This is a genomic window from Acidipila rosea, from assembly GCF_004339725.1.
In the GTDB taxonomy this organism is placed as follows: Bacteria; Acidobacteriota; Terriglobia; order Terriglobales; family Acidobacteriaceae; genus Acidipila; species Acidipila rosea.
On the sequence record NZ_SMGK01000002.1, the window covers coordinates 1,066,621 to 1,087,359 of the forward strand.

General features: G+C 59.9%; 26 protein-coding genes and 1 riboswitch. Of the genes, 13 read left to right on the forward strand and 13 right to left on the reverse strand.

Annotated features, from left to right (window positions below):
* Positions 1-105 precede the first annotated feature (105 nt).
* Entirely contained in the window at positions 106-531 is a 426-nt protein-coding gene (locus tag C7378_RS09525) for a YtxH domain-containing protein (protein ID WP_131995222.1), read from the forward strand.
* A gap of 35 nt (positions 532-566) precedes the next feature.
* Positions 567-1,055, forward strand: coding sequence for a hypothetical protein (locus tag C7378_RS09530; protein WP_131995225.1), 489 nt, complete (start codon positions 567-569; stop codon positions 1,053-1,055).
* On the opposite strand, the gene C7378_RS09535 is transcribed toward C7378_RS09530, so the two are convergent.
* Positions 1,052-1,777: a lysophospholipid acyltransferase family protein gene (locus C7378_RS09535; protein ID WP_131995228.1), complete on the reverse strand. Its 726-nt coding sequence runs from the start codon at positions 1,775-1,777 to the stop codon at positions 1,052-1,054. The genes C7378_RS09530 and C7378_RS09535 overlap by 4 nt on opposite strands.
* A gap of 389 nt (positions 1,778-2,166) precedes the next feature.
* On the opposite strand from C7378_RS09535, the gene C7378_RS09540 reads away from it, so the two are divergent.
* The 3 genes from C7378_RS09540 to C7378_RS09550 all read left to right on the forward strand — a co-directional run bounded on the left by C7378_RS09540 (position 2,167) and on the right by C7378_RS09550 (position 4,599).
* Entirely contained in the window at positions 2,167-2,385 is a 219-nt protein-coding gene (locus C7378_RS09540) for a hypothetical protein (protein ID WP_131995231.1), read from the forward strand.
* 12 nt (positions 2,386-2,397) lie between these two features.
* Entirely contained in the window at positions 2,398-2,892 is a 495-nt protein-coding gene (locus C7378_RS09545; RefSeq protein ID WP_131995234.1) for a dUTP diphosphatase, read from the forward strand.
* Between the two features lie 447 nt (positions 2,893-3,339).
* Positions 3,340-4,599: an arsenic transporter gene (locus tag C7378_RS09550; protein WP_131995237.1), complete on the forward strand. Its 1,260-nt coding sequence runs from the start codon at positions 3,340-3,342 to the stop codon at positions 4,597-4,599.
* A gap of 49 nt (positions 4,600-4,648) precedes the next feature.
* Here the strand turns inward: C7378_RS09550 and C7378_RS09555 are convergent, their stop codons facing one another.
* The 5 genes from C7378_RS09555 to C7378_RS09575 form a co-directional block, all read right to left on the reverse strand.
* Positions 4,649-4,870 (reverse strand): hypothetical protein, encoded by a 222-nt coding sequence (locus tag C7378_RS09555; RefSeq protein ID WP_243648160.1) that lies wholly within the window; start codon positions 4,868-4,870, stop codon positions 4,649-4,651.
* 117 nt (positions 4,871-4,987) lie between these two features.
* On the reverse strand, positions 4,988-5,998 hold the full coding sequence (gene add / locus C7378_RS09560) for an adenosine deaminase (RefSeq protein ID WP_131995240.1): 1,011 nt from the start codon (positions 5,996-5,998) through the stop codon (positions 4,988-4,990).
* A 123-nt stretch (positions 5,999-6,121) separates the two neighbouring features.
* Positions 6,122-6,979, reverse strand: a complete 858-nt coding sequence (locus tag C7378_RS09565) for a manganese catalase family protein (protein WP_131995243.1) — start codon at positions 6,977-6,979, stop codon at positions 6,122-6,124.
* 203 nt (positions 6,980-7,182) lie between these two features.
* The gene (locus C7378_RS09570) at positions 7,183-7,629 is read right to left on the reverse strand and encodes a hypothetical protein (protein ID WP_131995246.1); all 447 of its coding nucleotides are present in this window, start codon (positions 7,627-7,629) and stop codon (positions 7,183-7,185) included.
* Positions 7,626-8,201: an RNA polymerase sigma factor gene (locus C7378_RS09575; protein ID WP_131995249.1), complete on the reverse strand. Its 576-nt coding sequence runs from the start codon at positions 8,199-8,201 to the stop codon at positions 7,626-7,628. The genes C7378_RS09570 and C7378_RS09575 overlap by 4 nt, the downstream gene beginning before the upstream one ends.
* A gap of 154 nt (positions 8,202-8,355) precedes the next feature.
* On the opposite strand from C7378_RS09575, the gene C7378_RS09580 reads away from it, so the two are divergent.
* Positions 8,356-9,204 (forward strand): class I SAM-dependent methyltransferase, encoded by an 849-nt coding sequence (locus C7378_RS09580; RefSeq protein ID WP_131995252.1) that lies wholly within the window; start codon positions 8,356-8,358, stop codon positions 9,202-9,204.
* 21 nt (positions 9,205-9,225) lie between these two features.
* On the opposite strand, the gene C7378_RS09585 is transcribed toward C7378_RS09580, so the two are convergent.
* The 6 genes from C7378_RS09585 to thrC form a co-directional block, all read right to left on the reverse strand.
* Positions 9,226-9,840: a response regulator transcription factor gene (locus C7378_RS09585; RefSeq protein ID WP_131995255.1), complete on the reverse strand. Its 615-nt coding sequence runs from the start codon at positions 9,838-9,840 to the stop codon at positions 9,226-9,228.
* On the reverse strand, positions 9,837-10,916 hold the full coding sequence (locus tag C7378_RS09590; protein ID WP_165876727.1) for a sensor histidine kinase: 1,080 nt from the start codon (positions 10,914-10,916) through the stop codon (positions 9,837-9,839). The genes C7378_RS09585 and C7378_RS09590 overlap by 4 nt, the downstream gene beginning before the upstream one ends.
* A gap of 7 nt (positions 10,917-10,923) precedes the next feature.
* Positions 10,924-11,724, reverse strand: a complete 801-nt coding sequence (locus C7378_RS09595) for an ABC transporter permease (RefSeq protein WP_131995260.1) — start codon at positions 11,722-11,724, stop codon at positions 10,924-10,926.
* A gap of 21 nt (positions 11,725-11,745) precedes the next feature.
* Positions 11,746-12,678 (reverse strand): ABC transporter ATP-binding protein, encoded by a 933-nt coding sequence (locus C7378_RS09600; protein ID WP_131995263.1) that lies wholly within the window; start codon positions 12,676-12,678, stop codon positions 11,746-11,748.
* Between the two features lie 147 nt (positions 12,679-12,825).
* Positions 12,826-13,155: a MoaD/ThiS family protein gene (locus C7378_RS09605; protein ID WP_131995266.1), complete on the reverse strand. Its 330-nt coding sequence runs from the start codon at positions 13,153-13,155 to the stop codon at positions 12,826-12,828.
* Entirely contained in the window at positions 13,145-14,410 is a 1,266-nt protein-coding gene (gene thrC, locus C7378_RS09610) for a threonine synthase (RefSeq protein ID WP_131995269.1), read from the reverse strand. The genes C7378_RS09605 and thrC overlap by 11 nt, the downstream gene beginning before the upstream one ends.
* Before the next feature lie 124 nt (positions 14,411-14,534).
* Positions 14,535-14,655, reverse strand: a riboswitch (SAM riboswitch).
* 75 nt (positions 14,656-14,730) lie between these two features.
* Here thrC and cyoE point away from each other — a divergent pair.
* The 7 genes from cyoE to C7378_RS09645 all read left to right on the forward strand — a co-directional run bounded on the left by cyoE (position 14,731) and on the right by C7378_RS09645 (position 19,576).
* Complete coding sequence (gene cyoE / locus C7378_RS09615) at positions 14,731-15,891, forward strand: heme o synthase (protein ID WP_243648162.1); 1,161 nt, start codon at positions 14,731-14,733, stop codon at positions 15,889-15,891.
* An 8-nt stretch (positions 15,892-15,899) separates the two neighbouring features.
* Positions 15,900-16,904, forward strand: a complete 1,005-nt coding sequence (locus C7378_RS09620; RefSeq protein WP_243648163.1) for an ABC transporter ATP-binding protein — start codon at positions 15,900-15,902, stop codon at positions 16,902-16,904.
* A complete protein-coding gene (locus C7378_RS09625) occupies positions 16,904-17,734 on the forward strand; it encodes an ABC transporter permease (protein ID WP_131995272.1) in 831 nt (276 codons plus the stop codon). The genes C7378_RS09620 and C7378_RS09625 overlap by 1 nt, the downstream gene beginning before the upstream one ends.
* A gap of 26 nt (positions 17,735-17,760) precedes the next feature.
* Positions 17,761-18,303, forward strand: coding sequence for a DUF420 domain-containing protein (locus C7378_RS09630; RefSeq protein ID WP_131995275.1), 543 nt, complete (start codon positions 17,761-17,763; stop codon positions 18,301-18,303).
* Between the two features lie 11 nt (positions 18,304-18,314).
* Positions 18,315-18,635, forward strand: a complete 321-nt coding sequence (locus tag C7378_RS09635) for a hypothetical protein (RefSeq protein ID WP_243648164.1) — start codon at positions 18,315-18,317, stop codon at positions 18,633-18,635.
* A gap of 57 nt (positions 18,636-18,692) precedes the next feature.
* A complete protein-coding gene (locus C7378_RS09640) occupies positions 18,693-19,163 on the forward strand; it encodes a single-stranded DNA-binding protein (protein WP_131995278.1) in 471 nt (156 codons plus the stop codon).
* 191 nt (positions 19,164-19,354) lie between these two features.
* Positions 19,355-19,576 carry a hypothetical protein gene (locus C7378_RS09645; protein WP_131995281.1) on the forward strand — a complete coding sequence of 74 codons (222 nt, stop codon included), beginning with the start codon at positions 19,355-19,357 and terminating at the stop codon, positions 19,574-19,576.
* A 60-nt stretch (positions 19,577-19,636) separates the two neighbouring features.
* Here C7378_RS09645 and C7378_RS09650 read toward each other — a convergent pair whose 3' ends face one another.
* Complete coding sequence (locus C7378_RS09650) at positions 19,637-20,524, reverse strand: aldo/keto reductase (RefSeq protein ID WP_131995284.1); 888 nt, start codon at positions 20,522-20,524, stop codon at positions 19,637-19,639.
* Between the last annotated feature and the right edge of the window lie 215 nt (positions 20,525-20,739).

Consider the following 20,739-nt stretch of genomic DNA (forward strand, 5'->3'; position numbering starts at 1 on the left):
TGCGTCCCGTCTGGCAGCACCGGCAGGGAGACTGGCATCTATTCACATGAATGTGGCGCTGCGGGGATCAGCAACCAGCCTCGCAACAGATTAAAGGAGATCTCAATGAGCGAAGAAAAACAGAGTGGTGGATTCAGCTGGTTCGTGGCAGGCCTTGGCATTGGAGCCCTGCTGGGAGTTCTCTACGCTCCCAAATCTGGCCGCGAAACTCGCGACGAACTGGTCAACGGGGCTTGCGAAGGGAAAGAGTACCTGCGTCAGCGGTCACGCGAAGCAGCGGATCAGGTGTCCGCCTACGTTGATCGTAGCAAGTCCCAGGTCAACGAATATGTCGACCGCAGCAAAGAAGCAGTCGAGCGGGGACGGCAGCAGTGGGAAGAGGTTGTCGCACGCGGACAGCAGTTCGTGAATGATCAGAGCGAAAAAGTAGTCGCGGCGGTGGATGCTGGACGACAGGCCTACAAGAGCAAGACGGCCGAACCTGGCGCTACGGCTGAGACATCGCCCATCGTCGAACCGGCCAGCTACTAACCTGACACAGAGAACGCCGAAAGAGTCCAGCCCACATGCCTATTAACCCAACTTTGTTCCTCATCTTCACGGCTGTCACATCCATCGGCGTTCTCATTCAGGCTGGGGTTCTCTTCGGCATGTTCCTGGCAGCGACACGCGCCGCCAAAAAGGTGGAGGACATTACCGATCAGCTCAACGTTCATCTGATCCCTGCTGTCGCCACCACCAAGCAGTTGCTCGAAGATGTGGTCCCGAAACTGCGGACGATCACCGAAGATGTTGCCGCGATTACCGCGGAAGTTCGTCATCAGACCGAGCACGTCAACACAGCCGTTGACGAGGTGGTGGACCGTACCCGGGTGCAGGCTGAGCGCGTGGATGAAATGGTCACCAGCGTTCTGAACTCAGTGGTTCATGCCTCTACCACCATCCAGCATGGCATCGGCAATCCTTTACGCCAGATCTCGGGCATCCTGGATGGGGTCCGCGCAGGCGTAAGCACGTTGTGGAGGAAAGAAACCGAAGACCGAGAGGCTTTTTAGACCGCGCTCTCTTTTTCCGTTTCTTTCCACTCTTCCCGCCTATCAGCTACCCACCGGTGCGCGGCTGCGGCTGCTCTCTTTCGGTCTGTCACTTCGGGTAGTGCGGCTCCGAATTTCACCTGACCTCTCACGCGTTTAGGACTGGTCGCCTGGAGGAGATGCGGGAGGAGCGTATCGTCTCCCCAATACGCAAGCCTATCTTCGGAAAGCGCTTCTGACCAAAAGCTGACCGCCGCCGGAGTAATGGGCGCCTGTGCCCGGATGGCAGCTTCGAAAAGCAATGGGTGAAACGGCCTGACATGGGAGCCATCCGTACTGGCGCTCTCCGGAAAGCACATCACCACACATCCCTCCCGTAGCGGGGCCTCGATTTGTGCGAGCAGCGCGCTCCCGTCCCGGGCACTTCCCCGATTGATGAATACGGTACCCGCAAATCGCGCCAGGTAGCCCAGCAGCGGCCACGATCGCACCTCGTCCTTCGAAATGAAGATGCACGGTGCGAGCGCTGAATAGAGAAAAATATCAAAGTAGCCGAGGTGGTTCGACACCAGCAGCCCGCACGGCGGCGGTTCTCCGCTCACGGTCGAGTCAACTCCGAACGCCTGCAGCATGCGCCTGCTGGTTCCCGAGGCCCACAGCGCGCGATCGCGAAGAGACAGAGCGCCGCGCCTGCGCACCCACAACCAACCAAAGCGAAAGGCTGCGCCGCTCAAGACAACCACAAGTCTACTCAGGCGAATTATCGGACGAAGGGACACGATGCAGTTATAGCTCACGCAGTTCGTGATTGGTAATTTTGCCGCATCCTACCTGTGAGGTACGACAAATCGGATCAGCTTAAGGAAAAGAAATGCATACTGCACTTTTGGCAGGAGCAAAAGAAAATTGCAGTTCGAGCAGATGTCTAGAGCGAGAGACGTGCCCGGGAGCATCTACTAGCTTGCTAAGCCAATCTGCTAGTTGGTTTACTTATTACTATTTCTTCGCATAACCGTAGCTACTTGTCTCCGTTTCCATAAATGAATTTATAGTTTTCGCTGTTAGGATTATGACGTTCCCCCAAATCGCACCTCTGGTGCATGTAACTCCAACATCCAGGACAAATAGATAGATGACGCGCGAACAGATGATTGCAGCTATTGATGAAGAACTTAACCGGCTACAACAGGTGCGGATGCTCCTGCAGAACACCACAGGCTTTCCGCAACTCACAGCCCGTATCCCGTCGATAGCCGCTGGTGCAACCAAGCGCCGGCCGCTGAGCCCTGAAGCCCGCAAGAAAATAGCCGATGCTCAGAAGCGTCGTTGGGCAAAGCAGAAAAAAGCCTGAAGTTTTCTTCCAATGATTAAAGTCAAACTGCTCCACCCCGATGCCCGTCTGCCGGTTGTGACCTACGCCGGCAGCGACCTTGGTTATGATCTCTTCGCCATCGAAGATACAGTTCTCGAGCCTGGCGTACCTGTAAAGGTACGCACCGGCATTGCCATCGAAGGGCCTCCAGGCTGCGGCTTTGTCCTGGGAGACAGGTCCTCGATGGCTGCCCGCGGCATCACCTATGCGGGCGGCCGCATCGATGCAGGCTATCGTGGCGAAATCCTCGTCTGCCTCGTGAACGTCAACCAGCCCCGCTATTCCCTTAAAACCGAATACACCGATGCGGGCGTGCTGCGCGCTGCGTCGCTTGAGGTAAGCGATGCTTCTCTCTCCATTCGCAAAGGCGACAAGATAGCGCAGATGTCCCCATTCCAGGCGATGACCCATTACGAACTGATACAGGTTGAGGAACTTGCATCAAGTGAAAGGGAAGGAAAGGGATTCGGCTCCAGCGGGCGATAATCACTATCAAACGATAACTCCTATCATTCGATAACTATTATCCCGGAGTAGCCTCCAATCCCCGGAACTACTCTTCCACCCCGGGCCCGGCGCTCACCTGGAAACAGGCGGAGAAGCCGCGAAGGACCGCACCAGACGGCTGCAGCGGGGTGCCGCGCAATCGTATCGATGCTCCGCTGTTTTCACTAGTGCCGCTATGCTGCGCAGCTGCCGCCAGATGCTCTGGACGAGCCGGGGCCACAACGCCGCGGCTTTCATTCCGGGCGGGAAACAGAGTCGAGAGAGCGCGCGACAGCAGCGATTCCTCCCTACTGCCTCCTGATGATCAGGACAGCATAGCAACGCTGTCACCAGCGGAAGGAGCATGAGCTTCCCCCAGTGGCTGCGGCTCGGCTGTGTCGCACCGGCAATCGCATAAACTTCAAAATAAGAGCGAACGGATCAAAGATGCACGATTTGAACCTCCATATTTTCCTGACCTGGGGTATTTCCCTGCTCAGCATTCTGCTGATGCTGCTGCGGCCGAAGGGCCTGCCGGAAGCCGTCTGGATCAGCGCCGGGGCAATCCTGCTCGTGCTTACACACTCTGTCACGCTCAGGAATGCAGGCCACGCAATATACGAGGGCCACGATGTTTACCTCTTCCTGCTCGGTATGATGACGCTGGCCGAAGTCGCGCGGCAGGAAAAGGTCTTTGACTGGATCGCAAACATCGCGGCGCGGCGTGCAGATGGGTCGGCCGCCAGGCTCTTCCTGCTGATCTATCTTGCGGGCACGGCCGTCACCGTCTTTCTGTCGAACGATGCAACGGCCGTCGTGCTGACGCCGGCCGTACTTGCGGTGGTGCGCCACGCCAAAGTGAAGGCGAAACCGTATCTGCTGGCATGCGCGTTCATCGCCAACGCAGCAAGCTTCGTGCTGCCGATTTCAAACCCTGCCAACCTCGTCGTCTTTGGAGAGAAGCTCCCTTCGTTGATGGCATGGCTGCGGGTCTTTCTGCTGCCGGCGATGGCTTCCATCGCGGTCACATTTGTTGTGTTGCGGCTGCTCTCGCGGCGCGATCTCGATTGTGCCGTCGAGATGCCTGAACCCGATGGAGGGCTTTCGACAGCCGGCAAGCTCTCACTGGCCGGAATCGCGATGGCGGCCATGACGCTGACACTCGCATCTGCAGCGGGCTGGCGGCTGGGAGCGCCTACGTTTGCCGCGGGGCTGCTTACCCTTGCGCTGGTGAGCACCCGTGACAGGCAGGTATGGAAGACGACGGCCAAAGGCATCTCATGGCCGGTGATCGCCCTGGTGGGGGGATTGTTTATCATCGTCGAGGCTCTGAATGGAGCGGGCATGCTGCAGGTCTCGCAGGCGGGGCTCAGCTGGCTGATGCATACAGCGGATGGCTATGCGAAGTTTATCGCGGCGTTTGCCGTCGCGCTGTTGTCCAACGGCATGAACAATCTGCCGGTGGGGCTCGCCTCCGGCATCAGCCTGCAACGGGCGCATAGTGCGCCCATCATTCTTCATTCTGTGCTGATCGGGGTAGACCTGGGGCCGAATCTGTCCGTGACTGGCTCGCTGGCGACTATTCTCTGGCTGATCGCGCTCCGGCGCGAGCGCGAGGAGATTACAGCCTGGGAGTTTTTGAAGACAGGAGCAGTGGTAATGCCCCTGGCGTTGACGGCTGCACTGCTGCTGTTGTTTTCGTGGTGAGCGACAGACGAAGAGATCTCTTTCAAGCAGGTATCCAGCCGCAGACGGGCTAGATACCCATGCCGTATTCAGCCGCGACTTCCATGGTATCGCCGGCGTGGGAGTAGAGATCAGAGGGCGTGCGGCGGTTGAACTTATAGCGGAAGCGGAGTTCGCGGCCTACGATGAGGCCCAGTGCTGCAACTCCGACGGCGACTGACGCCCAGCCAATCGCCTTGATCGCAGGCGAACCGTCTCCACATTTATTTGCTACTCCGGGCAAAGGGATCACCAGGCCTTTCCTTCTCGATCGCAAAAGCCTGCATGGTGCAAATGGCTTCATGAAGAAATGATAGCGCAGTTCGCCGGGGCTTCGCTGTGGATGTTATCGGCAGAAGTAAATTTCCAGTTACATAAGATTTTCGATGCGGCGCAGGAGCTCGATCTTCCGTTCGGCAGGGAGAAACGAAGCTTCGATGGAGTTACCCGCAAGCTCGCGAAGGTGCTCGGGAGTGAACTCGAATTCGCGGTGCGCCAGCCTGTATTCCCCCTCCAGATCACTGCCGAACATGGCAGGATCGTCCGAGTTGAGGGTGATCATCAGACCCGCATCGAAGTAGTTGCGGACTGGATGCTCATGAAGCGCGAGGCAGCAGCCGGTGCGCACATTCGACGTCATGCAGATCTCCAGGGGAATCTGGCGAACCGCGAGGATCGCCATCAGCTCCGGGTCTTCGATCGCCGAGAGCGCGTGGCCGATGCGTTCGGCTCCGATGTTGATGGCGCCCCAGATGCCCTCGGCATCGACGGTTTCGCCGGCATGCGCCGTAAGGCGGAGACCGGCATCGCGGGCCTCGGCATAGAGTTCGCGGAAAGGCTCGGAGCCGGTGCGGCGCTCATCGCCGCCGATGCCGATGCCGATGACGCTGGGATGGGTGAGACGCAGTTCGGCGGCTTTGCGGAAGACCCGGGCAGCCTCCTCCGGGCCGAAGTGGCGCACTGCATCGAAGATCCAATAAAGGGTGATGCCGAAGTCGCGCTCCGCCCACTGGCGGGCTCGTTCCATACCGGCAAAGAGGGGTTCAAACTCGGTCTTGCGCCAGTAGTAGACGACGCCTACGGAGACGTAGACCTCCGCGTGGACCACGCCCTGCGCGGCCAGCTTTTCGAGCATTCGGTAGGTGATGAGCTCGTAGTCTTCCGGGCTTTGCAGCCGCTCGGTGACCGCCTTAAAGGCCATCATGAAGCCGGTGAAGTCGGTGTAGTGATAGAGAGCGCGGGCGGCTTCCAGGGTGAGCGGAGAAGCATCGTGGCGGGCGCTCAGCTCCACCAGCGTTTCGGGCGTGATGGTGCCCTCCAGATGCAGGTGAAGCTCGGCCTTCGGTAGGCGACGAATAAAGTGGGAGACGTCTGCGACCATGCCTAGAATCTACATGGGTGAGCGGCTGGAGTGTATTGCCATCGATTTACTGCTCCCAATTCTCCATCCCGGCCTGAGAGCGGACGCGGGATGGAGAACAGGATGGAGGCGAAAAAGGAGGAGTCAGGATGCAAGTTTATCTTTGACCTTTTCCCAACCATGCTTTGACTGCTCGCCCTTGGTATGTGCCCCAACCGGCGTGGAATCGGCAGGGGAGGTGGGCAGTGTTCCCGGCTTGGGCATGTAGGGCTTGACGTCAAGCTCTTCGCCTGCCCGTCTTCCCGCCATGTCTGACGCGACCACTTTGAGTCCCGCCTGACCGTTATTCCATGGACCGGTCGTATTCTCGCCTTCCTCACCGCTTCCCGTAGAGCCATCAAAGTATTGATCCACCAGATTTGGCGTGGGTGCGATTGTTCCTACGGTGAAAGCGGGCTTGCCCATGCTCTCAAGTGCCGAAGCAAAGGCGCGCATGTGCGTAATCTCGCGCGTCATCAGGAACTGCAGCGCTTCCTTGCTGCCGGGATCATCCGTGAACGAGATCAGCCTTTCGTAGACGATTTTCGCGCGGGCTTCCGCGGCGATATTGCTGTGGAGGTCGACGTAGAGATCGCCGGTCACCTTGAGGTAGTTGGCAGTCCAGGCATCCCCTACGGAGTTAAAGAGATTCACGCCTCCGCCCCCTGCAATCGTGACCATGGGATCAGACTCTGCTGCCTCGCGGCTGGTCTTGAGCGGTTTCATGTGCATACGGGTGAGCGCACCGATAATCTCCAGGTGGCTCAGTTCCTCCGTGCCGATGTCCATGAGCAGGTCCTTGCGAGCCGGATCCTCACAGTTCCATCCCTGCACTGTATATTGCATGGCTGCAGCCAACTCGCCGTTGGCGCCGCCGAACTGCTCCAACAGCATGTTGCCAAAGGCGGGGTCGGGCGTTCCAATGTTAACGGTATACATCAACTTCTTCACATGATGGTACATAGAGCTCCTCGGGTATCTTCAGAAGTTTGCGGATGTCCGTTGTCGTGCGATATCAACGACTCAATACGCAGAAGGACTCGTGCATGGCGGTCGTGATGGCCAGAACGCGAGCAGCCCTGCACTCGCATTCCTACAGGTTAGGATGCAGATTGCCGGCCGGCGCGAAGTCACAAAATGAAGGAACCGGAGAGCAGAAGCGCGGCTCAGGGCTGCTCAACAGGCAGCGCCGGCTCCACACCGGGTGAACGGCGGGGCGGTGTCTTCAGCTCGGCGCGGCCTCTGAAGTGTTTTCGCTCCCATCGACCATGCTTCCTTGCTGGAGCAGGAATGGCCTGGGCAGGGATGCGGGCGGCCGAGGCCGTGCCCACACCCGCCTCAGCTGAGCCGAGACGCACGGGCGGTGGCGGCAGGGTCAGTTCATGGGAGTGACGCACAGAGCCGGTGACGATAGCAAAGGCGGCAGCAGTCGCGGCCAGCCCCAGGCCGAAGCGCTGCAGCCGCAGCAGCCTGGGACGCCCGGTGCGGCGGCTCTGTTCGGCCAGCCGCGCACGGAGACGGCGCTCTAACCCGGCATCGGGCTTGACCCGGGAAAGCAGGCCCAGGGCTGCGTCAATCTGACGATCATGATGGTGTTCTTCGTGGTGGTTCATCGGCTGATCCCCTCTCGGTTGAGCAGCGCGGACAACTGTTTACGGGCGCGAAAGATCCTGGACCGCACAGACGATTCGGTAGTTCGGAGGACGGCGGCGACCTGCGCCGTGGACAGTTCCTCGACGGCCGTCAAGAGCAGCGCTTCGCGCTCCTTGCGGGGCAGCTCATCCACCAGCCGCAGAATGCGCGCATGCGCCTCAGAGTGGACAAGCTCCTGATCGGCGCCGGGAGCATCGGCGGCCAGAGTGCGCGCCACATACGTCAGGTCATCCGTCTCGGGACGCGATTTTGAGCGGCGCTTGCGGTCAAGGACGATGTTCCAGGTAATGCGCACCAGCCACACGCGTGCGTCGCGAATTTCACCGAGCTTGGCCTGATGGCGCAGTACGCGCAGGAAGGTCTCCTGCACCGCGTCCTCTGCCTCTGCGGCGTTGCGAGTCACGGAATAGGCGACCCGGTAGAGTGCTGTCGAATACTCAGCCGCCAGCGATGCGATGATCTCGTCCGTATCCACCGATGCAGCGGAGGCGGCATAGAGCCAGCCACCGGCTTGTCCCTCGAATGCGCTCATAAGTTCCTGAGCATAATGACGAAGGATACTCCGTTTTCGCTCGCGGGATACTGGGCCGGAGCGCGCTGAGAACCTGTGCACGATGAAAACGGTTGAACGGAAGCTATCCGTGGAGTAGCCTTCCCTTTCGCATCCAAGAGTGAACGAGGGATGAATGCAGCGCAAAGAATGGTTTGAACTTCACGACAGCCGATGGTATCCGGCTTTCCTCCGGGATCTGGTTACAGATGCGCTGGAATCGCTGTGGAGCGCGGGCAACAGCTATGGGCCTGTGCTGCCGCTTCTTGAAGTTGCGCTGAACAAGGCAGAGACCTCGAGTATCGTCGATCTCTGCTCGGGCGGAGGCGGCCCGTGGCCAAGCATGGCCGGCCGCCTGCACGAATCTGTCTCTATTTGCCTGACCGATAAATATCCGAACTACGACGCGTTCGCGCGGGCCGCGACCGCATCGAGCGAAACAATCCGCTACGAGGCCGAATCCATCGATGCGAGCCACCTGCCCCCGCGACTGACTGGCTTTCGCACCCTCTTCTCCTCTTTTCACCACTTTAGCCCGGCGCAGGCGCGGGCCATGTTGAGAGACGCATGTGAACAGCAGCAGGGCATTGCAATCTTCGAGGCCGCAAAACCGACGGCACGGATGATGCTCTTTGTCCTCGTAGTACCGCTGCTGAACCTGCTGCTAACCCCGGCGATACGGCCCTTTCGCTGGTCGCGACTCTTCTGGACTTACGTGCTGCCCGTGATTCCCCTGACCCTGCTGATCGACGGATGGCTTTCCTGCCTGCGCAGCTATTCGCTGGACGACATGCGCGAGCTCACGGCAGGTCTCGACAAGGATGGCTATCGCTGGGAGTGTGGCATCGAGTGCTCAGGCCGAGTGGGGATTCAATACATGATCGGCCACCCCCAGGCGGCAGCGCACCGCAGCGTGCAGTTGCGTCCCAGCGCCTATGTCAATCGAACCGGACAGCGGGAATTTGCCTCCGCGCAGGGAGCATAAACAATCGCACGATGCTGCTGGTCAGAGCCAGCCCTTGGCGCGGGCGATGCGCGCCGCCTCAACCCGATTGGCGGCTCCCAGTTTGCTGATGGCCTCCGAGAGGTAATTGCGAACCGTTCCTTCCGACAGATGCAGCTCGGCGGCGATCTCCGAGCTGGTGCGGCCCTCGCCGGCGCGCCACAGGATCTGGCGCTCACGGTCGGTAAGCGGATCTGCGCCGGAGCTCCACGCCTCGGCAGCCAGCTCCGGATCGACAACACGCAGGCCGCGATGGACACGGCGGACAGCTTCCGCCAGCTCGGCAGCAGGACGATCTTTGAGCAGATAGCCCTTCGCGCCAGCGTCCAGCGCGCGCCGCAGATAGCCTGGCCGCGCGAAGGTGGTGAGAATGATGACGTGGAGTTGAGGGTAGCGTTCGCGGACCTCAGCAGCAAGGGTGAGCCCGGTCATCTCCGGCATCTCAATATCCGTAATGAGGACATCGGGAAGGCTCTTTGCGATCTGCTTCAGCGCTTCACGGCCGTTGGACGCACGTGCGGAGACCTGAATATCGGGCTCGGTCTCAAGCAGGGCAGCGAGAGCGCCGAGAACCATCGCCTGATCTTCAGCAACCATGACCTGAATCTTGCGGCTCATGCGCGCACCGGAATCTCAATCAATAACTCCGTACCGTTGGCAGCCTCTATTGAGAAGCGTCCGCCCAGAGCCTCGACCCGCTCTCTCATGCCTCGCAGACCATTACCCTCATCACGAATACACCCGCGCCCATCATCCCTGACTGTAAAAAGCAGTCTTCCATTGCCGTTTGAGAAATTCATCTCACATTGACTTGCTTCTGCGTGTCGAACAATATTTGTAACCGCTTCACGCACAATCAGGGAAACGACCGTCTCCTCAGCAGGAGCAAGCGAGGGCGGTTTTGCAGGACAGTGTAGAGTGACCCCTGCGGCATCGAGGGTACGTTGCGCGCGTTCAAGTTCGGCCGCAAGACCCTCCGAGCGATAGCCGCGAATAGCTTCGCGGACTTCAGCCAGGGCTTTGCGCGCAGTGTCTTCCACGTCAGTCATTTCGCGCCGTGCGCGAACCGGATCCTGTGTGACCAGGCGGCCAGCCAGCTCGGACTTGAGCACAACCACTGAAAGCGCATGGCCCAGAACATCGTGCATATCGCGGGCAATGCGCTCGCGCTCGGCCAGTTTGGCGAGGTGCTCGATCTCTTCGTGAGCCATGCGAAGCTTTGCCTCGGCGCCGCGCTTTTGCACGGAAGCGTAGTTGATGAGGCCAACAACCGGAATAAAGAGGATGGAGAAGCCTGTTGCCCAGAAGCTGAGATGGAAGAGCAGCGTCTCAGCAAGAAGAACCAGCGCGGCGAATACGAGCGAGACTTTGACAAAGCGCGGCGACTGGAAAGCATAGGGCACGAAGGCCGCGGAAAAGACATAGATTGCCGAGGCGCCTTCATTCATCGGGGTGTAGGCGACACCGAGGAGAAACATGGCGGCGAGCAGAGTCTTCTGTAGTCGGCCGCGTGTGTAACCTGCCCCCCAATAGAGTGCGAAGAACAGGGGAAACACTACTCCCAGCATTATCCATTGCCGAGTCTGATGGCTGACGGCCGGCTGGATGAAAAAGAAGATCGTGTAGACGAGCCAAACATGCCGCAGAAAGAACTCGGCAGGAGTAGTCCTGTGATCTGGCCGGATGCGTGTCATGGTCGCCTCAAGCGTCCGCATTCATGCGCGTGAACAGCAACCAGGCCGTCCCCAGCATGATGCAGGTAAAGCCTATCAGAGCGTCCCAGTGCAGGAGCGTCGATCCCGGCTGCGCGTAACCGAAGATGCCAAGCGCCAGCTGCGCATAGTGATACGTCGGCAGCAGGGGCGCAATACGCTGCAGGAAATGCGGAAGCGCCTGGATGGGCATCCACAGTCCGGAACAGAAAGACATCGGCAGGTAGATGAGATTGATAATGCCGGGCGCGGCACTCGCAGGCAGGACAAGAGCGAGCAGCAGCCCCATGCTGGCAAAGGGCAGAGCCCCTGCAAGCGTGATGGCAATCAGCTGTATCAGTTCCCGAAGTGTCATGTGAACGCCGCCAACAGTAATAGCAAGCGCCACGAGCACGGCGACGATGATAAGAGCAAAAGCCATGCAGGAGACAGTCTTCGCAGCGAGGTAAGCGAGCCGTGGCATGGGGCTTGCCTGCTTGAGTTCGAGCCAGCCCTGCGCGCGTTCAAAGGCGATACCCGCGCCCAGGCCGAAGAGCGCGGCGCCGATCATGCCGAAACAACTGTAACTCGCAAGCAGATAGCGCGCGAAGTGGAAGCCTTCGCTGTGACGATTCGCAATGCCGAAGATCAGGTAGAACATCACCGGAAAGCCGATGACGGAAAGCGAGTAGGCGCGCAGGCGCAGGCGGTTGAGGAACTCGTAGCGCGTCTCCTTGAGAAAAAGTTTGAAGTAGTAGTCAAAGTCCAGCCCTGCGGCTGGTGCGGGTGCGGCGATCGATGCGGTAGCCATAATACTTTCTCCTCTAGGGGATCAGGCCTGGGCCTGGGTGAGGGCGAGGAATGCGTCTTCAAGCGCGGCAGTGGAAACTTCAAGATCGCTGACAGTCGCATCATGGAGAAACATCTCGCGGAGCACCGCTTCAGGAGCGGTTGCAGTGATAACGACAGCGTCACGGTCCGGCTGAACATCCGCGACACCAGGGAGCGCGCGCAGCCAGGAGTGGTCGCAGTCAGTGACGCAACGGATTCTTCGCCCGGTGACACGAGTCTTGATCTGCGCGGGCGTGCCCTCGGCGAGTATCTTTCCCTTGTCGATGACGATGACGCGGTGGGCAAGGGCGTCGGCCTCTTCAAGATAATGCGTAGTGAGCAGAACCGCCTTGCCGCGTGCAGCCAGCTCGCGTACCTGCGCCCAGAGAGCGCGGCGGGATTCGATGTCGAGGCCGACGGTCGGCTCGTCGAGGAAGACCAGGTCGGGATTGCCACAGATGGCGAGACCAAAGAGCACGCGCTGCTTCTGACCGCCGGAAAGCTTGCCGAAGAAGCGATCTTCCAGGCCTTCCAGTCGCGCCAGACGCACGATCTCAGCAACGGACATGGGATGAGGATAGTAGCTGCGGAAGAGGTCGATATGCTCGCGGACGCGCAACGTCTCCGGCACGCGCGTGACCTGCAGCATGGCGCCGATGCGGGTGCGGGTGGCGGAGTCGCGCGGATCACGCCCCATGACGCGGACACTGCCGGCGGTAGGCGAAATGAGGCCGAGCAGCAGACGGATGGCGGTAGTCTTGCCCGCGCCATTCGGGCCAAGCAGCGCGAGTACTTCACCGGCATTGATTGCAAGGTTGAGAGTATCGAGCGCGGTGATTGCGCCGTAGCGCTTGGTTACAGAATGCAGTCGCGCGACCGCTGGACTGCGCAGGATAGAGTAGACCGGGGTTGGTTCATCAAGCGTCGCGAGCATCGCTGTTTCCTTTTCAACTGCAGAAACAGGATCGCGCGGGAAGAGAGTGGATCGTGAGTGGAGGGTGTCACCAAAGGGAGGTGACAGTTGTCATGATCGAGAAGACCTCGCAGGCCCCGCGCAGAAGCGCGGAGCCTGCCCTCGGGATCAGCAGTCGCAGCAGCACTCTTCCTGGCCGCAGTAGGAGCAGCAACAACAGTCAACGCCGCCGGCAATCGAGGGGATCACCAGCACCTCGTCCCCATCCTTGAAGGCATACTTCTCGTTACCGAGGAAGCGGATGTCTTCTTCGTTGACGTAGAAGTTGATAAAACGGCGCACCTGTCCGTTGTCGTCGCGGAGGTGAGTCTTGAGTGCGGGGAAACTGGTCTCGATCTCCGTGAGCAACTGCGGCAGGTTGGTGGCGCTCGATTGAATCTCGCGCGTGCCATTGGTGTGTTTTTGAAACGCATTCGGCAGCAGTACTCTAACGGACATTTACGCCTCCAAAAGCCAATTCCTGATGGCCTTCTTCCAGATATTCTTCAAAGTCGGTGAGCCGCGGACGAACGGCGCGCTGGGTTTCGTAGCAGCCGTTGAGCGCGTCGGTGGTCTTGAGTCCGTTGCCGGTGATGCAGGTGACGGTAAGTTCGTCAGGCTTGATGCGGCCATGCGCATAGAGCCGCGCCGTAACTGCCGTGGTTACGCCGCCAGCCGTCTCAGTGAATACACCTTCCGTCTCAGCCAGTTCCTGGATCGCGGAGACGATCTCAACATCGGAGACATCCTCCGCCCATCCGCCGCTCTCGCGGATGCAGCGGGTCGCATAGACTCCGTCAGCCGGGTTGCCGATGGCGAGCGAGCGGGCAATGGTGGAAGGCCGCTGCGGCTCAATGTGGTCGGCGCCGGTCTTGACCGCAGTGGAGATGGGGGAGCAGCCGGTTGCCTGCGCTCCGAAGAAGCGCACCGGCTTGTCCTCGACGAGTCCGAGCGCAATCAACTCCTTGAATGCCTTGCGAATCTTGGTGATCAGCGAGCCGCCAGCCATGGGAACGACCACGTTGTCCGGAAGCCGCCAGCCCAGCTGCTCGGCGATTTCGTAGCCTACCGTCTTCGAGCCCTCGGCGTAGTAAGGCCGCAGGTTGACGTTGACGAAGCCCCAGTTGAAACGGTCGGCAATCTGCGAGCAGAGGCGGTTGACATGGTCATAGTTGCCGTCGATGCGGACGAGATTTGCGCCGTAGACCTGGGTGTTGAGAATCTTCGCCGCTTCAAGGTCAGCAGGCACCAGGATGTAGGTCTTGAGCCCGAGACGCGCGGCCTGCGCCGCAACCGCATTGGCGAGATTGCCGGTGGACGAGCAGCCGACGGTGTCGAAGCCGAAGATCTGCGCGTTTGCCAGAGCGACGGAGACGACACGGTCTTTGAAGCTCAGCGTCGGCAGGCAGACGGCGTCGTTCTTGATGTAGAGATTGGTTGCGCCGATGCGCTGGGCGAGACGCGGCGCCTTGAGCAGCGGAGTCCAGCCCGCCGGAGTGGGAGGGACGTAATCATCGGGCACGGGGAGGAGCGCCTTGTAGCGCCACATGCTCGTGGGACCGGCGGCGATCTTCTCGCGGGTAAAGTCAGCCCTGGCAGCATCGAGATCGACCACGACCTCAAGCGGAGAAAAGCACTCATCACAAATCGACAGCGGAGCGTTGTCATAACGCTTGCCGCATTCGCGACATCGCAACTCGTAAGATAAAGCCATCGCACCCTCTTATCCGAGAGTGGAGATGGTACGGGCAAAGATGTGACACTACTCTGCTTCTTCTGCTACTACGGCACTGCAACTGCTGGAAATTGGCGAGATGCGCAAACTGCATGCACCCCGAATCTCATGTTCCCCATATCCGTTTCCGGAGTCCGGGAGAGAGTTGACACCGATGTCTTGAATTGCTCAAGCCGGTTGTCGTGGCGTCACAGGGCCCGTCCCTCAGCCACTCGTCATGAAACTCAGGCCCGCTCACAAGGAGCAAACTTGAATGTTTATTTGATAGCACAGATGCTCGCGCGGATGCAAGCAAAGCTATGAAAACCCCAAGCTTGATGCCGCGGAAGGCACTCTCCATCCTCGGGTCGTCCCCGGCAGGCGATGCTTGCTATCATGAGAAGAGTGAGCCATTCCTGCAAATCTGGGGCTTCCCAGGCGGCCGCCTCTACCGCGCCGGTGAGGGTCTGCGAGTGACTCCTGCCACTGTGGAAAGTCGCTCCGCCGTCGCTGCCGCACACCCGCAGCCTGCATCCGAAACCGCCTCCCCCACCGGGGCCGGCTCTGAGCATTTACGTGCGGGTGAGACCGCCTCGCGCATCGCCGACTATCGCGAACTGTTCAAGATCCGCGTGACGACCATGGTTGTGATGACCGCGTGGGCTGGTTTCTACCTCGGCTCAATGCGTTCAGGAATCAGCAGCGTGCAGCCGGAACTACTGACTGCGCTGCTCGGAATCGGGCTGGTCTCAGCCGGATCTGCGGCGCTCAATGAATGCCTGGAGCGCAAGCTGGACGCCAGGATGCTCCGAACCGCCCAGCGCCCGATGGCTACGGGCCGCATCGGCCTCGCCCACGGCATCATCCTGGGGTTGGCGGCCATCATTGGCGGAACCCTTTGGCTCACCCACTCGACCAACCTGGTCACCGGCACTCTCACGCTGATTACAGCGTTCACCTATGTGGCGGTTTATACGCCTCTCAAACGGCGGACAACGCTCGCGACCTTCATCGGGGCTTTTCCAGGCGCGATGCCTCCCCTGCTGGGATGGACCGCCGCGCGGGGCCTCATCGAATGGCCTGCGGTTGCGCTCTTCGCCATCCTTTTCGTCTGGCAGTTCCCCCATTTCATGGCCATTTCGTGGCTCTATCGCGAGGACTATGGCCGTGCGGGAATCCGCATGCTGCCGGTAGTGCAGCCGGATGGATGGTCGACGGTGCTCGAAGCTCTGACCTATGCGGTTTTGATGATTCCCGTCAGCCTGCTGCCGGTTTATCTGCACATCGCCGGTCATATTTACGGCGCGGTGGCGATTGTGCTCGGGCTCATGTACCTCGGCTACACGATACGGTTTGCGCGGATAACCCGCGCACGCAGCGCGGTGGAATCAAAAATGTACGCCCGCGATTTACTCAAGGTGAGCGTTGTCTACCTGCCTGTCCTGCTCACCGTACTGATGCTCAACGCGGCAGGAAAGTGAAGGACACTATGGCAACAATGATCGAAACCGGAGCCCCGGACCGCCAGATTTTCTCCGCCGGCGCAGCCGCTCCTATCGAACTGATTTCACTGACGCACGACTACGGCAGCCGGCTGGCGCTCGATCATCTGAGTTTTACAGTGCAGCCAGCGGAGATTTTCGGCCTGCTGGGCCCCAACGGCAGCGGCAAGACCACTCTCTTCCGCATACTCTCGACGCTCATGGTGCCGAGTGGCGGCACAGCGCGCATTCAGGGCTTCGACGCGGCTCGCGAGCCGAACAAGGTTCGCCAGCAGATTGGCGTCGTCTTCCAGGAGCGCAGCCTCGACCTGAAGCTCACCGTTGCTGAAAATCTGCGCCACCAGGGGCATCTCTACGGGCTGAGCGGCTCGCTGCTCAAGACGCGGATCCAGGACTCGCTCAACCGCGTGGCGCTCGCTGACCGTGCGGGCGATCTGGTGGAGACGCTCTCGGGCGGAATGCAGCGGCGCGTGGAGCTGGCGAAGTGCCTGATCCACTCACCCGGGCTGCTGCTGCTCGACGAGCCATCGACGGGGCTCGACCCCGGAGCGCGACGCGACCTGTGGCAGTATCTGCGCCTGCTGCGCGATGAAGAAGGCGTGACCGTGCTGGTGACCACGCACATGATGGAAGAGGCCGAACACTGCGACCGGCTCGCCATTCTGAGCGAAGGCAAACTGGTTGCGCTGGGATCGCCCTTCGATCTGAAATCGCAGATCGGCGGTGACGTGGTGCTCTTTGAGACCGCAAGCGAGGAGACGGCCGCACAACTGGCCGGGAAAATCTCCGATCGCTTCCTGGTCACGGCGAAGGCGCTGGGCAAGACAGTGCGCCTGGAGCGGGAACAGGGACATCGCTTCGTGACGGAGGTAGTTGAGGCATTTCCGGGGGTAGTCGAGGGTGTTTCGGTCTCAAAGCCGAGCCTCGAAGATGTCTTCATCCGCCGCACCGGGCACCGCTTCTGGACTGAGAAAACGACGGGAGAAAACTGATGGCTACTCTGACCGCAACCACTGCCGCGCCGCGCGTCAACCGGGTGCCCCAGCCGGGTATCTGGTTGCCAGCCTACACCCTCTGGCGCCGCGAGATTGTTCGCTTCTACCGCCAGAAGGCGCGGGTGGTGGGCGTGATCGCATCCCCGCTGCTCTTCTGGCTGGTGCTCGGTTCGGGCTTCGCAAACAGCTTTCACTCCAGCGGATCATCGTCGGACAAGTATCTCGGCTATTTCTTTCCAGGTGCGGTGGCGATGATCGTGCTCTTCACGGCCATCTTCAGCATGATGTCGCTGATCCAGGACCGCAATGAGGGCTTTCTGCTGTCGGTGCTGGCAGCGCCGGTCAGCCGCTCGTCGATCGTGCTGGGCAAGGTGATGGGCGGCGCGACGCTGGCCGCGATTCAGGGGATCGTGTTCCTCGTCTTCACGCCTCTGGTCGGGGTGCATCCAAGCCTGGCATCCATCGGCATCAGCGTGGCCGTTATCCTGATGATCAGCTTTGAACTGACAGCGCTCGGCTTCACGATTGCGTGGCCGATGGATTCGCCACAGGCCTTCCATGCGATCGTCAACCTGATCCTGCTACCGCTGTGGATGCTTTCCGGCTCGCTTTTTCCGGCGAGCGGGGCTTCGGGCTGGATGCGACTGGTGATGCTGCTGAATCCGCTGACCTATGGCGTAGATGCACTGCGCAATGCCCTCTTTCCTGCACAAGCAACCAGCTTTCCCCTGGCAATCAATCTGGCAGTCACTGCGGGCTTCTGCCTGCTGACGTTTATCGCATCCTGGGCCATCGTCAACCGCCGCAGCAACCGGCCAGCGGCGTAAAGCGCAAAGAGAACGAGGCAGCAACTATGCAAGCAGCGCAGACCACCACCAGCAACCGGGCGCCGATCGCACTCATTCTGGCGATCAGCGCCGGTGCTTCGGCATTTCTCTTCTGGCTGATCTACGTCCATCACGCATCGGCGGCTAATGCCGACAGGCTGATGTTCCTGCCTGCGCTGAATGCTGTGCTGAATGGGCTCTGCACCATTGCCCTGCTGGCAGGGTTCTCCTTCATCCGCCAGCGAAAGATTGCCGCTCATCGAGCCGCCATGATAACTGCCTTCGCCTTCTCAGTGCTGTTTCTGGTGAGCTACATTGCAAACCATGCGCTGCACGGCGACATGATCTTTCCCGGCCACGGCACGCCGCGGACGGTTTATCTCTCGATCCTCATCAGCCACATCCTGCTTTCCGTCGTCGCGCTTCCAATGGTGCTGATTACCTTTTTCTTTTCGCTGACCGGGCGCTTTCCCCAGCATCGAAAAATTGCCCGCTTCACCTTTCCCATCTGGCTATACGTCTCTGTGACCGGGGTAGTCGTGTATGCCATGCTGGCTGCATGGCGCTAGAGATAGAATCGATGACGCCTGTGACTTTCAACCCCGTTAAGCCCGAAGACCAGACACACAAGCTCGCGACTCATCAGACTGCAGACGAGCCGACATTCGATGACGGCACGCGTCAACTGCTGCGCTCGGGGCTGGCGACGCTGTTTGTGGGCCTGGCTGCGGCGCTGCTGACGAAGACCGTTTTCGGTGGAATCGGCAGGCAGGGGCCGCATACAAACTCCGGCTGGCTGGCGCTGATCGTAGCGCTGATGTGTCTGCCTTTCGGCTCTCTGCTGACCCTGCTGGGCGGGGCGAAGTGGCTCAGGAATCGCCGCCTCCGGCAGACCCGCTAATCTGATATTCTTCAGCATTGCGCGCTGCTTCAGACGCGCCGGGAGAAAAACAAAGTTATGGCCAAAGGCGTCAACAAAGCTATCCTGCTCGGCAATGTGGGAAAAGACCCGGAAATCCGCTCGACAGCGAGTGGCACAATCGTCGCGAGCTTTACGCTCGCCACCTCTGACCGGACCAAAGACCAGACGGGCAACTGGGTGGACCAGACCGAGTGGCACAATCTTGTTGCGTTCAAGCGTACAGCCGAGATTGTCCGCGATTATGTAAAGAAGGGCTCGAAGATCTACGTTGAAGGCAAGATCCAGACTCGCTCATGGGACGACAAGACCTCCGGCGAGAAAAAGTACCGGACCGAGATCCTGGTCAACGAACTCTCCCTGCTCTCAGGCCGGGGCGAAGGCGAAAGTGGCGGCGGCGGCTATCAGCGCTCCGGCGGATCATCGGGCTACGACCAGCGCGGTTCGCAGGCTCCGGCAGACGACTACGCAAACTCGGCGGAAATCACCGACGACGATATTCCCTTCTAGCGATTGCGCCACGCAGGCTGCAAGAAAATGAGCAAAGAAAGCAGGCGCAAGCTCTTCGGAGCTGCGTTCTTTCTACTGCTTGCGCGTGGCGCGATAACCTGTAGCCCGCTGGAAAAGCCCGGGCATACTAAGGTAAATTGAAGCTGGCCGTGACAGGTCGCCTCCTACCGAGGAGGTCTCATGGAGTTCCAATGCCGTTTCCCATTAAAGTCTGCACTATCTGTTCTGAAGAATTTGAATTGAGGCCGGATAAACCCGGCTTTGCCAACCGATGCCCGGCTTGCAGCACTCCCGAAGCCGACGACTCCTCTGCGACGCATCGCATGGATGCCATCGAGCGTAAGACCACGGCGGAAGCCAATGAAGCCCGGAGGCAGGCAATCCGCGAGCTTCTATATCGCAAAGACAGTTAGAGCCAGAAGCGCCGAAAGCTGCAACGCGGAGAGCGGCACGCAGGCCCTCCGCGTTGCTCCTCAGCCTCGCAGGCTCGCCGGCGGATGGTTCACAGCCGACAGTTTTTCATAGGCTGCCTCACTCAGCTTGAGCGCTGCAGCTGCGACATTCTCCTCAAGGTGCTTGATGGACGACGTGCCTGGGATAGGCACGATCACCCTGGAACGCTTGAGCAGCCACGCCAGAGCGACCTGGAGTGGAGTTGCCCCCATCTCTGCGGCTACCGCTTTGACTGCCTCATGAGCCTCTTTGGCCTGACCGAGAGGAGCCCACGGGAAGAAGGCGATGTTGTTCTCTTCGCAGTAATCAACGATGAAGTCGGACTCGCGGTCGGCGAAGCTGTAGCGATTCTGCACCGAGACAATGGGCACGATGCGGCGCGCGCGTTCGATGTGTTCGCGGGTCACGTTTGAGAGTGCGACGTGACGGATCTTGCCCTGCTCGCGGAGCTTTGCCAGGGCTCCGACAGATGCCTCGAACGACACCGCATTATCGGGCGCATGAAGCTGGTAAACGTCGATGCGGTCGAGGCGAAGCCGCTTGAGGCTGCCTTCAAGCGCCTTGGCCAGATGGGTTGGGCTGGCATTATGCGTCCACTGCCCCGGGCCCGGACGCTCCCAGCCTCCTTTGGTGGCGACCACCACGCCGGAGGGATAGGGGTAAAGCGCTTCGGAGATCAACTCCTCCGAGACATTTGGGCCATAGGAATCGGCCGTATCGATAATGTTGACGCCGAGTTCGACAGCGTGCCGCACGGTGGCGAGTGCGGCCTCTTTATCTGCAGGAGGGCCCCAGATGCCGGGGCCCGTGATGCGCATGGCTCCGTAACCGAGACGATTGACGGTGAGATCGCCACCGATAGTGAATGTGCCAGCAGCGGCGGCGGAAGGACGTTGTTCCAAGCTCATTGAATGCTCCTGTTGACGTTAGAGAGACGCACGGCGGACTCGGTTGGCACAGTACGCTGTTTTTTGCCGCGAGTGAGGCGCTCTGTTTTGAGCCACCTGCTCATGCTTTGCGCTGAAGGCCGGACCGGAGTTTTTCTTTGCCTTGCATTATAGTCAGGCATTCGAAAAGAGCAGCCGGGGCATCGGGCACAACTTCTACGCACGCCTGTGGCCTT

Excerpts from the sequence above, each read along its gene's own strand:
- C7378_RS09530 (WP_131995225.1), top strand. The coding sequence starts at position 567 with ATGCCTATTAACCCAACTTTGTTCCTCATCTTCACGGCTGTCACATCC.
- C7378_RS09575 (WP_131995249.1), bottom strand. The coding sequence starts at position 8,201 with ATGAGCGCATTCGAGGGACAAGCCGGTGGCTGGCTCTATGCCGCCTCC.
- thrC (WP_131995269.1), bottom strand. The coding sequence starts at position 14,410 with ATGGCTTTATCTTACGAGTTGCGATGTCGCGAATGCGGCAAGCGTTAT.
- C7378_RS09580 (WP_131995252.1), top strand. The coding sequence starts at position 8,356 with ATGCAGCGCAAAGAATGGTTTGAACTTCACGACAGCCGATGGTATCCG.
- C7378_RS09525 (WP_131995222.1), top strand. The coding sequence starts at position 106 with ATGAGCGAAGAAAAACAGAGTGGTGGATTCAGCTGGTTCGTGGCAGGC.
- C7378_RS09585 (WP_131995255.1), bottom strand. The coding sequence starts at position 9,840 with ATGAGCCGCAAGATTCAGGTCATGGTTGCTGAAGATCAGGCGATGGTT.
- C7378_RS09570 (WP_131995246.1), bottom strand. The coding sequence starts at position 7,629 with ATGAACCACCACGAAGAACACCATCATGATCGTCAGATTGACGCAGCC.
- C7378_RS09600 (WP_131995263.1), bottom strand. The coding sequence starts at position 12,678 with ATGCTCGCGACGCTTGATGAACCAACCCCGGTCTACTCTATCCTGCGC.
- add (WP_131995240.1), bottom strand. The coding sequence starts at position 5,998 with ATGGTCGCAGACGTCTCCCACTTTATTCGTCGCCTACCGAAGGCCGAG.
- C7378_RS09595 (WP_131995260.1), bottom strand. The coding sequence starts at position 11,724 with ATGGCTACCGCATCGATCGCCGCACCCGCACCAGCCGCAGGGCTGGAC.
- C7378_RS09545 (WP_131995234.1), top strand. The coding sequence starts at position 2,398 with ATGATTAAAGTCAAACTGCTCCACCCCGATGCCCGTCTGCCGGTTGTG.
- C7378_RS09605 (WP_131995266.1), bottom strand. The coding sequence starts at position 13,155 with ATGTCCGTTAGAGTACTGCTGCCGAATGCGTTTCAAAAACACACCAAT.
- C7378_RS09590 (WP_165876727.1), bottom strand. The coding sequence starts at position 10,916 with ATGACACGCATCCGGCCAGATCACAGGACTACTCCTGCCGAGTTCTTT.
- C7378_RS09550 (WP_131995237.1), top strand. The coding sequence starts at position 3,340 with ATGCACGATTTGAACCTCCATATTTTCCTGACCTGGGGTATTTCCCTG.
- C7378_RS09620 (WP_243648163.1), top strand. The coding sequence starts at position 15,900 with ATGGCAACAATGATCGAAACCGGAGCCCCGGACCGCCAGATTTTCTCC.
- C7378_RS09640 (WP_131995278.1), top strand. The coding sequence starts at position 18,693 with ATGGCCAAAGGCGTCAACAAAGCTATCCTGCTCGGCAATGTGGGAAAA.
- C7378_RS09645 (WP_131995281.1), top strand. The coding sequence starts at position 19,355 with ATGCCGTTTCCCATTAAAGTCTGCACTATCTGTTCTGAAGAATTTGAA.
- C7378_RS09635 (WP_243648164.1), top strand. The coding sequence starts at position 18,315 with ATGACGCCTGTGACTTTCAACCCCGTTAAGCCCGAAGACCAGACACAC.
- C7378_RS09625 (WP_131995272.1), top strand. The coding sequence starts at position 16,904 with ATGGCTACTCTGACCGCAACCACTGCCGCGCCGCGCGTCAACCGGGTG.
- C7378_RS09650 (WP_131995284.1), bottom strand. The coding sequence starts at position 20,524 with ATGAGCTTGGAACAACGTCCTTCCGCCGCCGCTGCTGGCACATTCACT.
- cyoE (WP_243648162.1), top strand. The coding sequence starts at position 14,731 with ATGAAAACCCCAAGCTTGATGCCGCGGAAGGCACTCTCCATCCTCGGG.
- C7378_RS09540 (WP_131995231.1), top strand. The coding sequence starts at position 2,167 with ATGACGCGCGAACAGATGATTGCAGCTATTGATGAAGAACTTAACCGG.
- C7378_RS09630 (WP_131995275.1), top strand. The coding sequence starts at position 17,761 with ATGCAAGCAGCGCAGACCACCACCAGCAACCGGGCGCCGATCGCACTC.
- C7378_RS09565 (WP_131995243.1), bottom strand. The coding sequence starts at position 6,979 with ATGTACCATCATGTGAAGAAGTTGATGTATACCGTTAACATTGGAACG.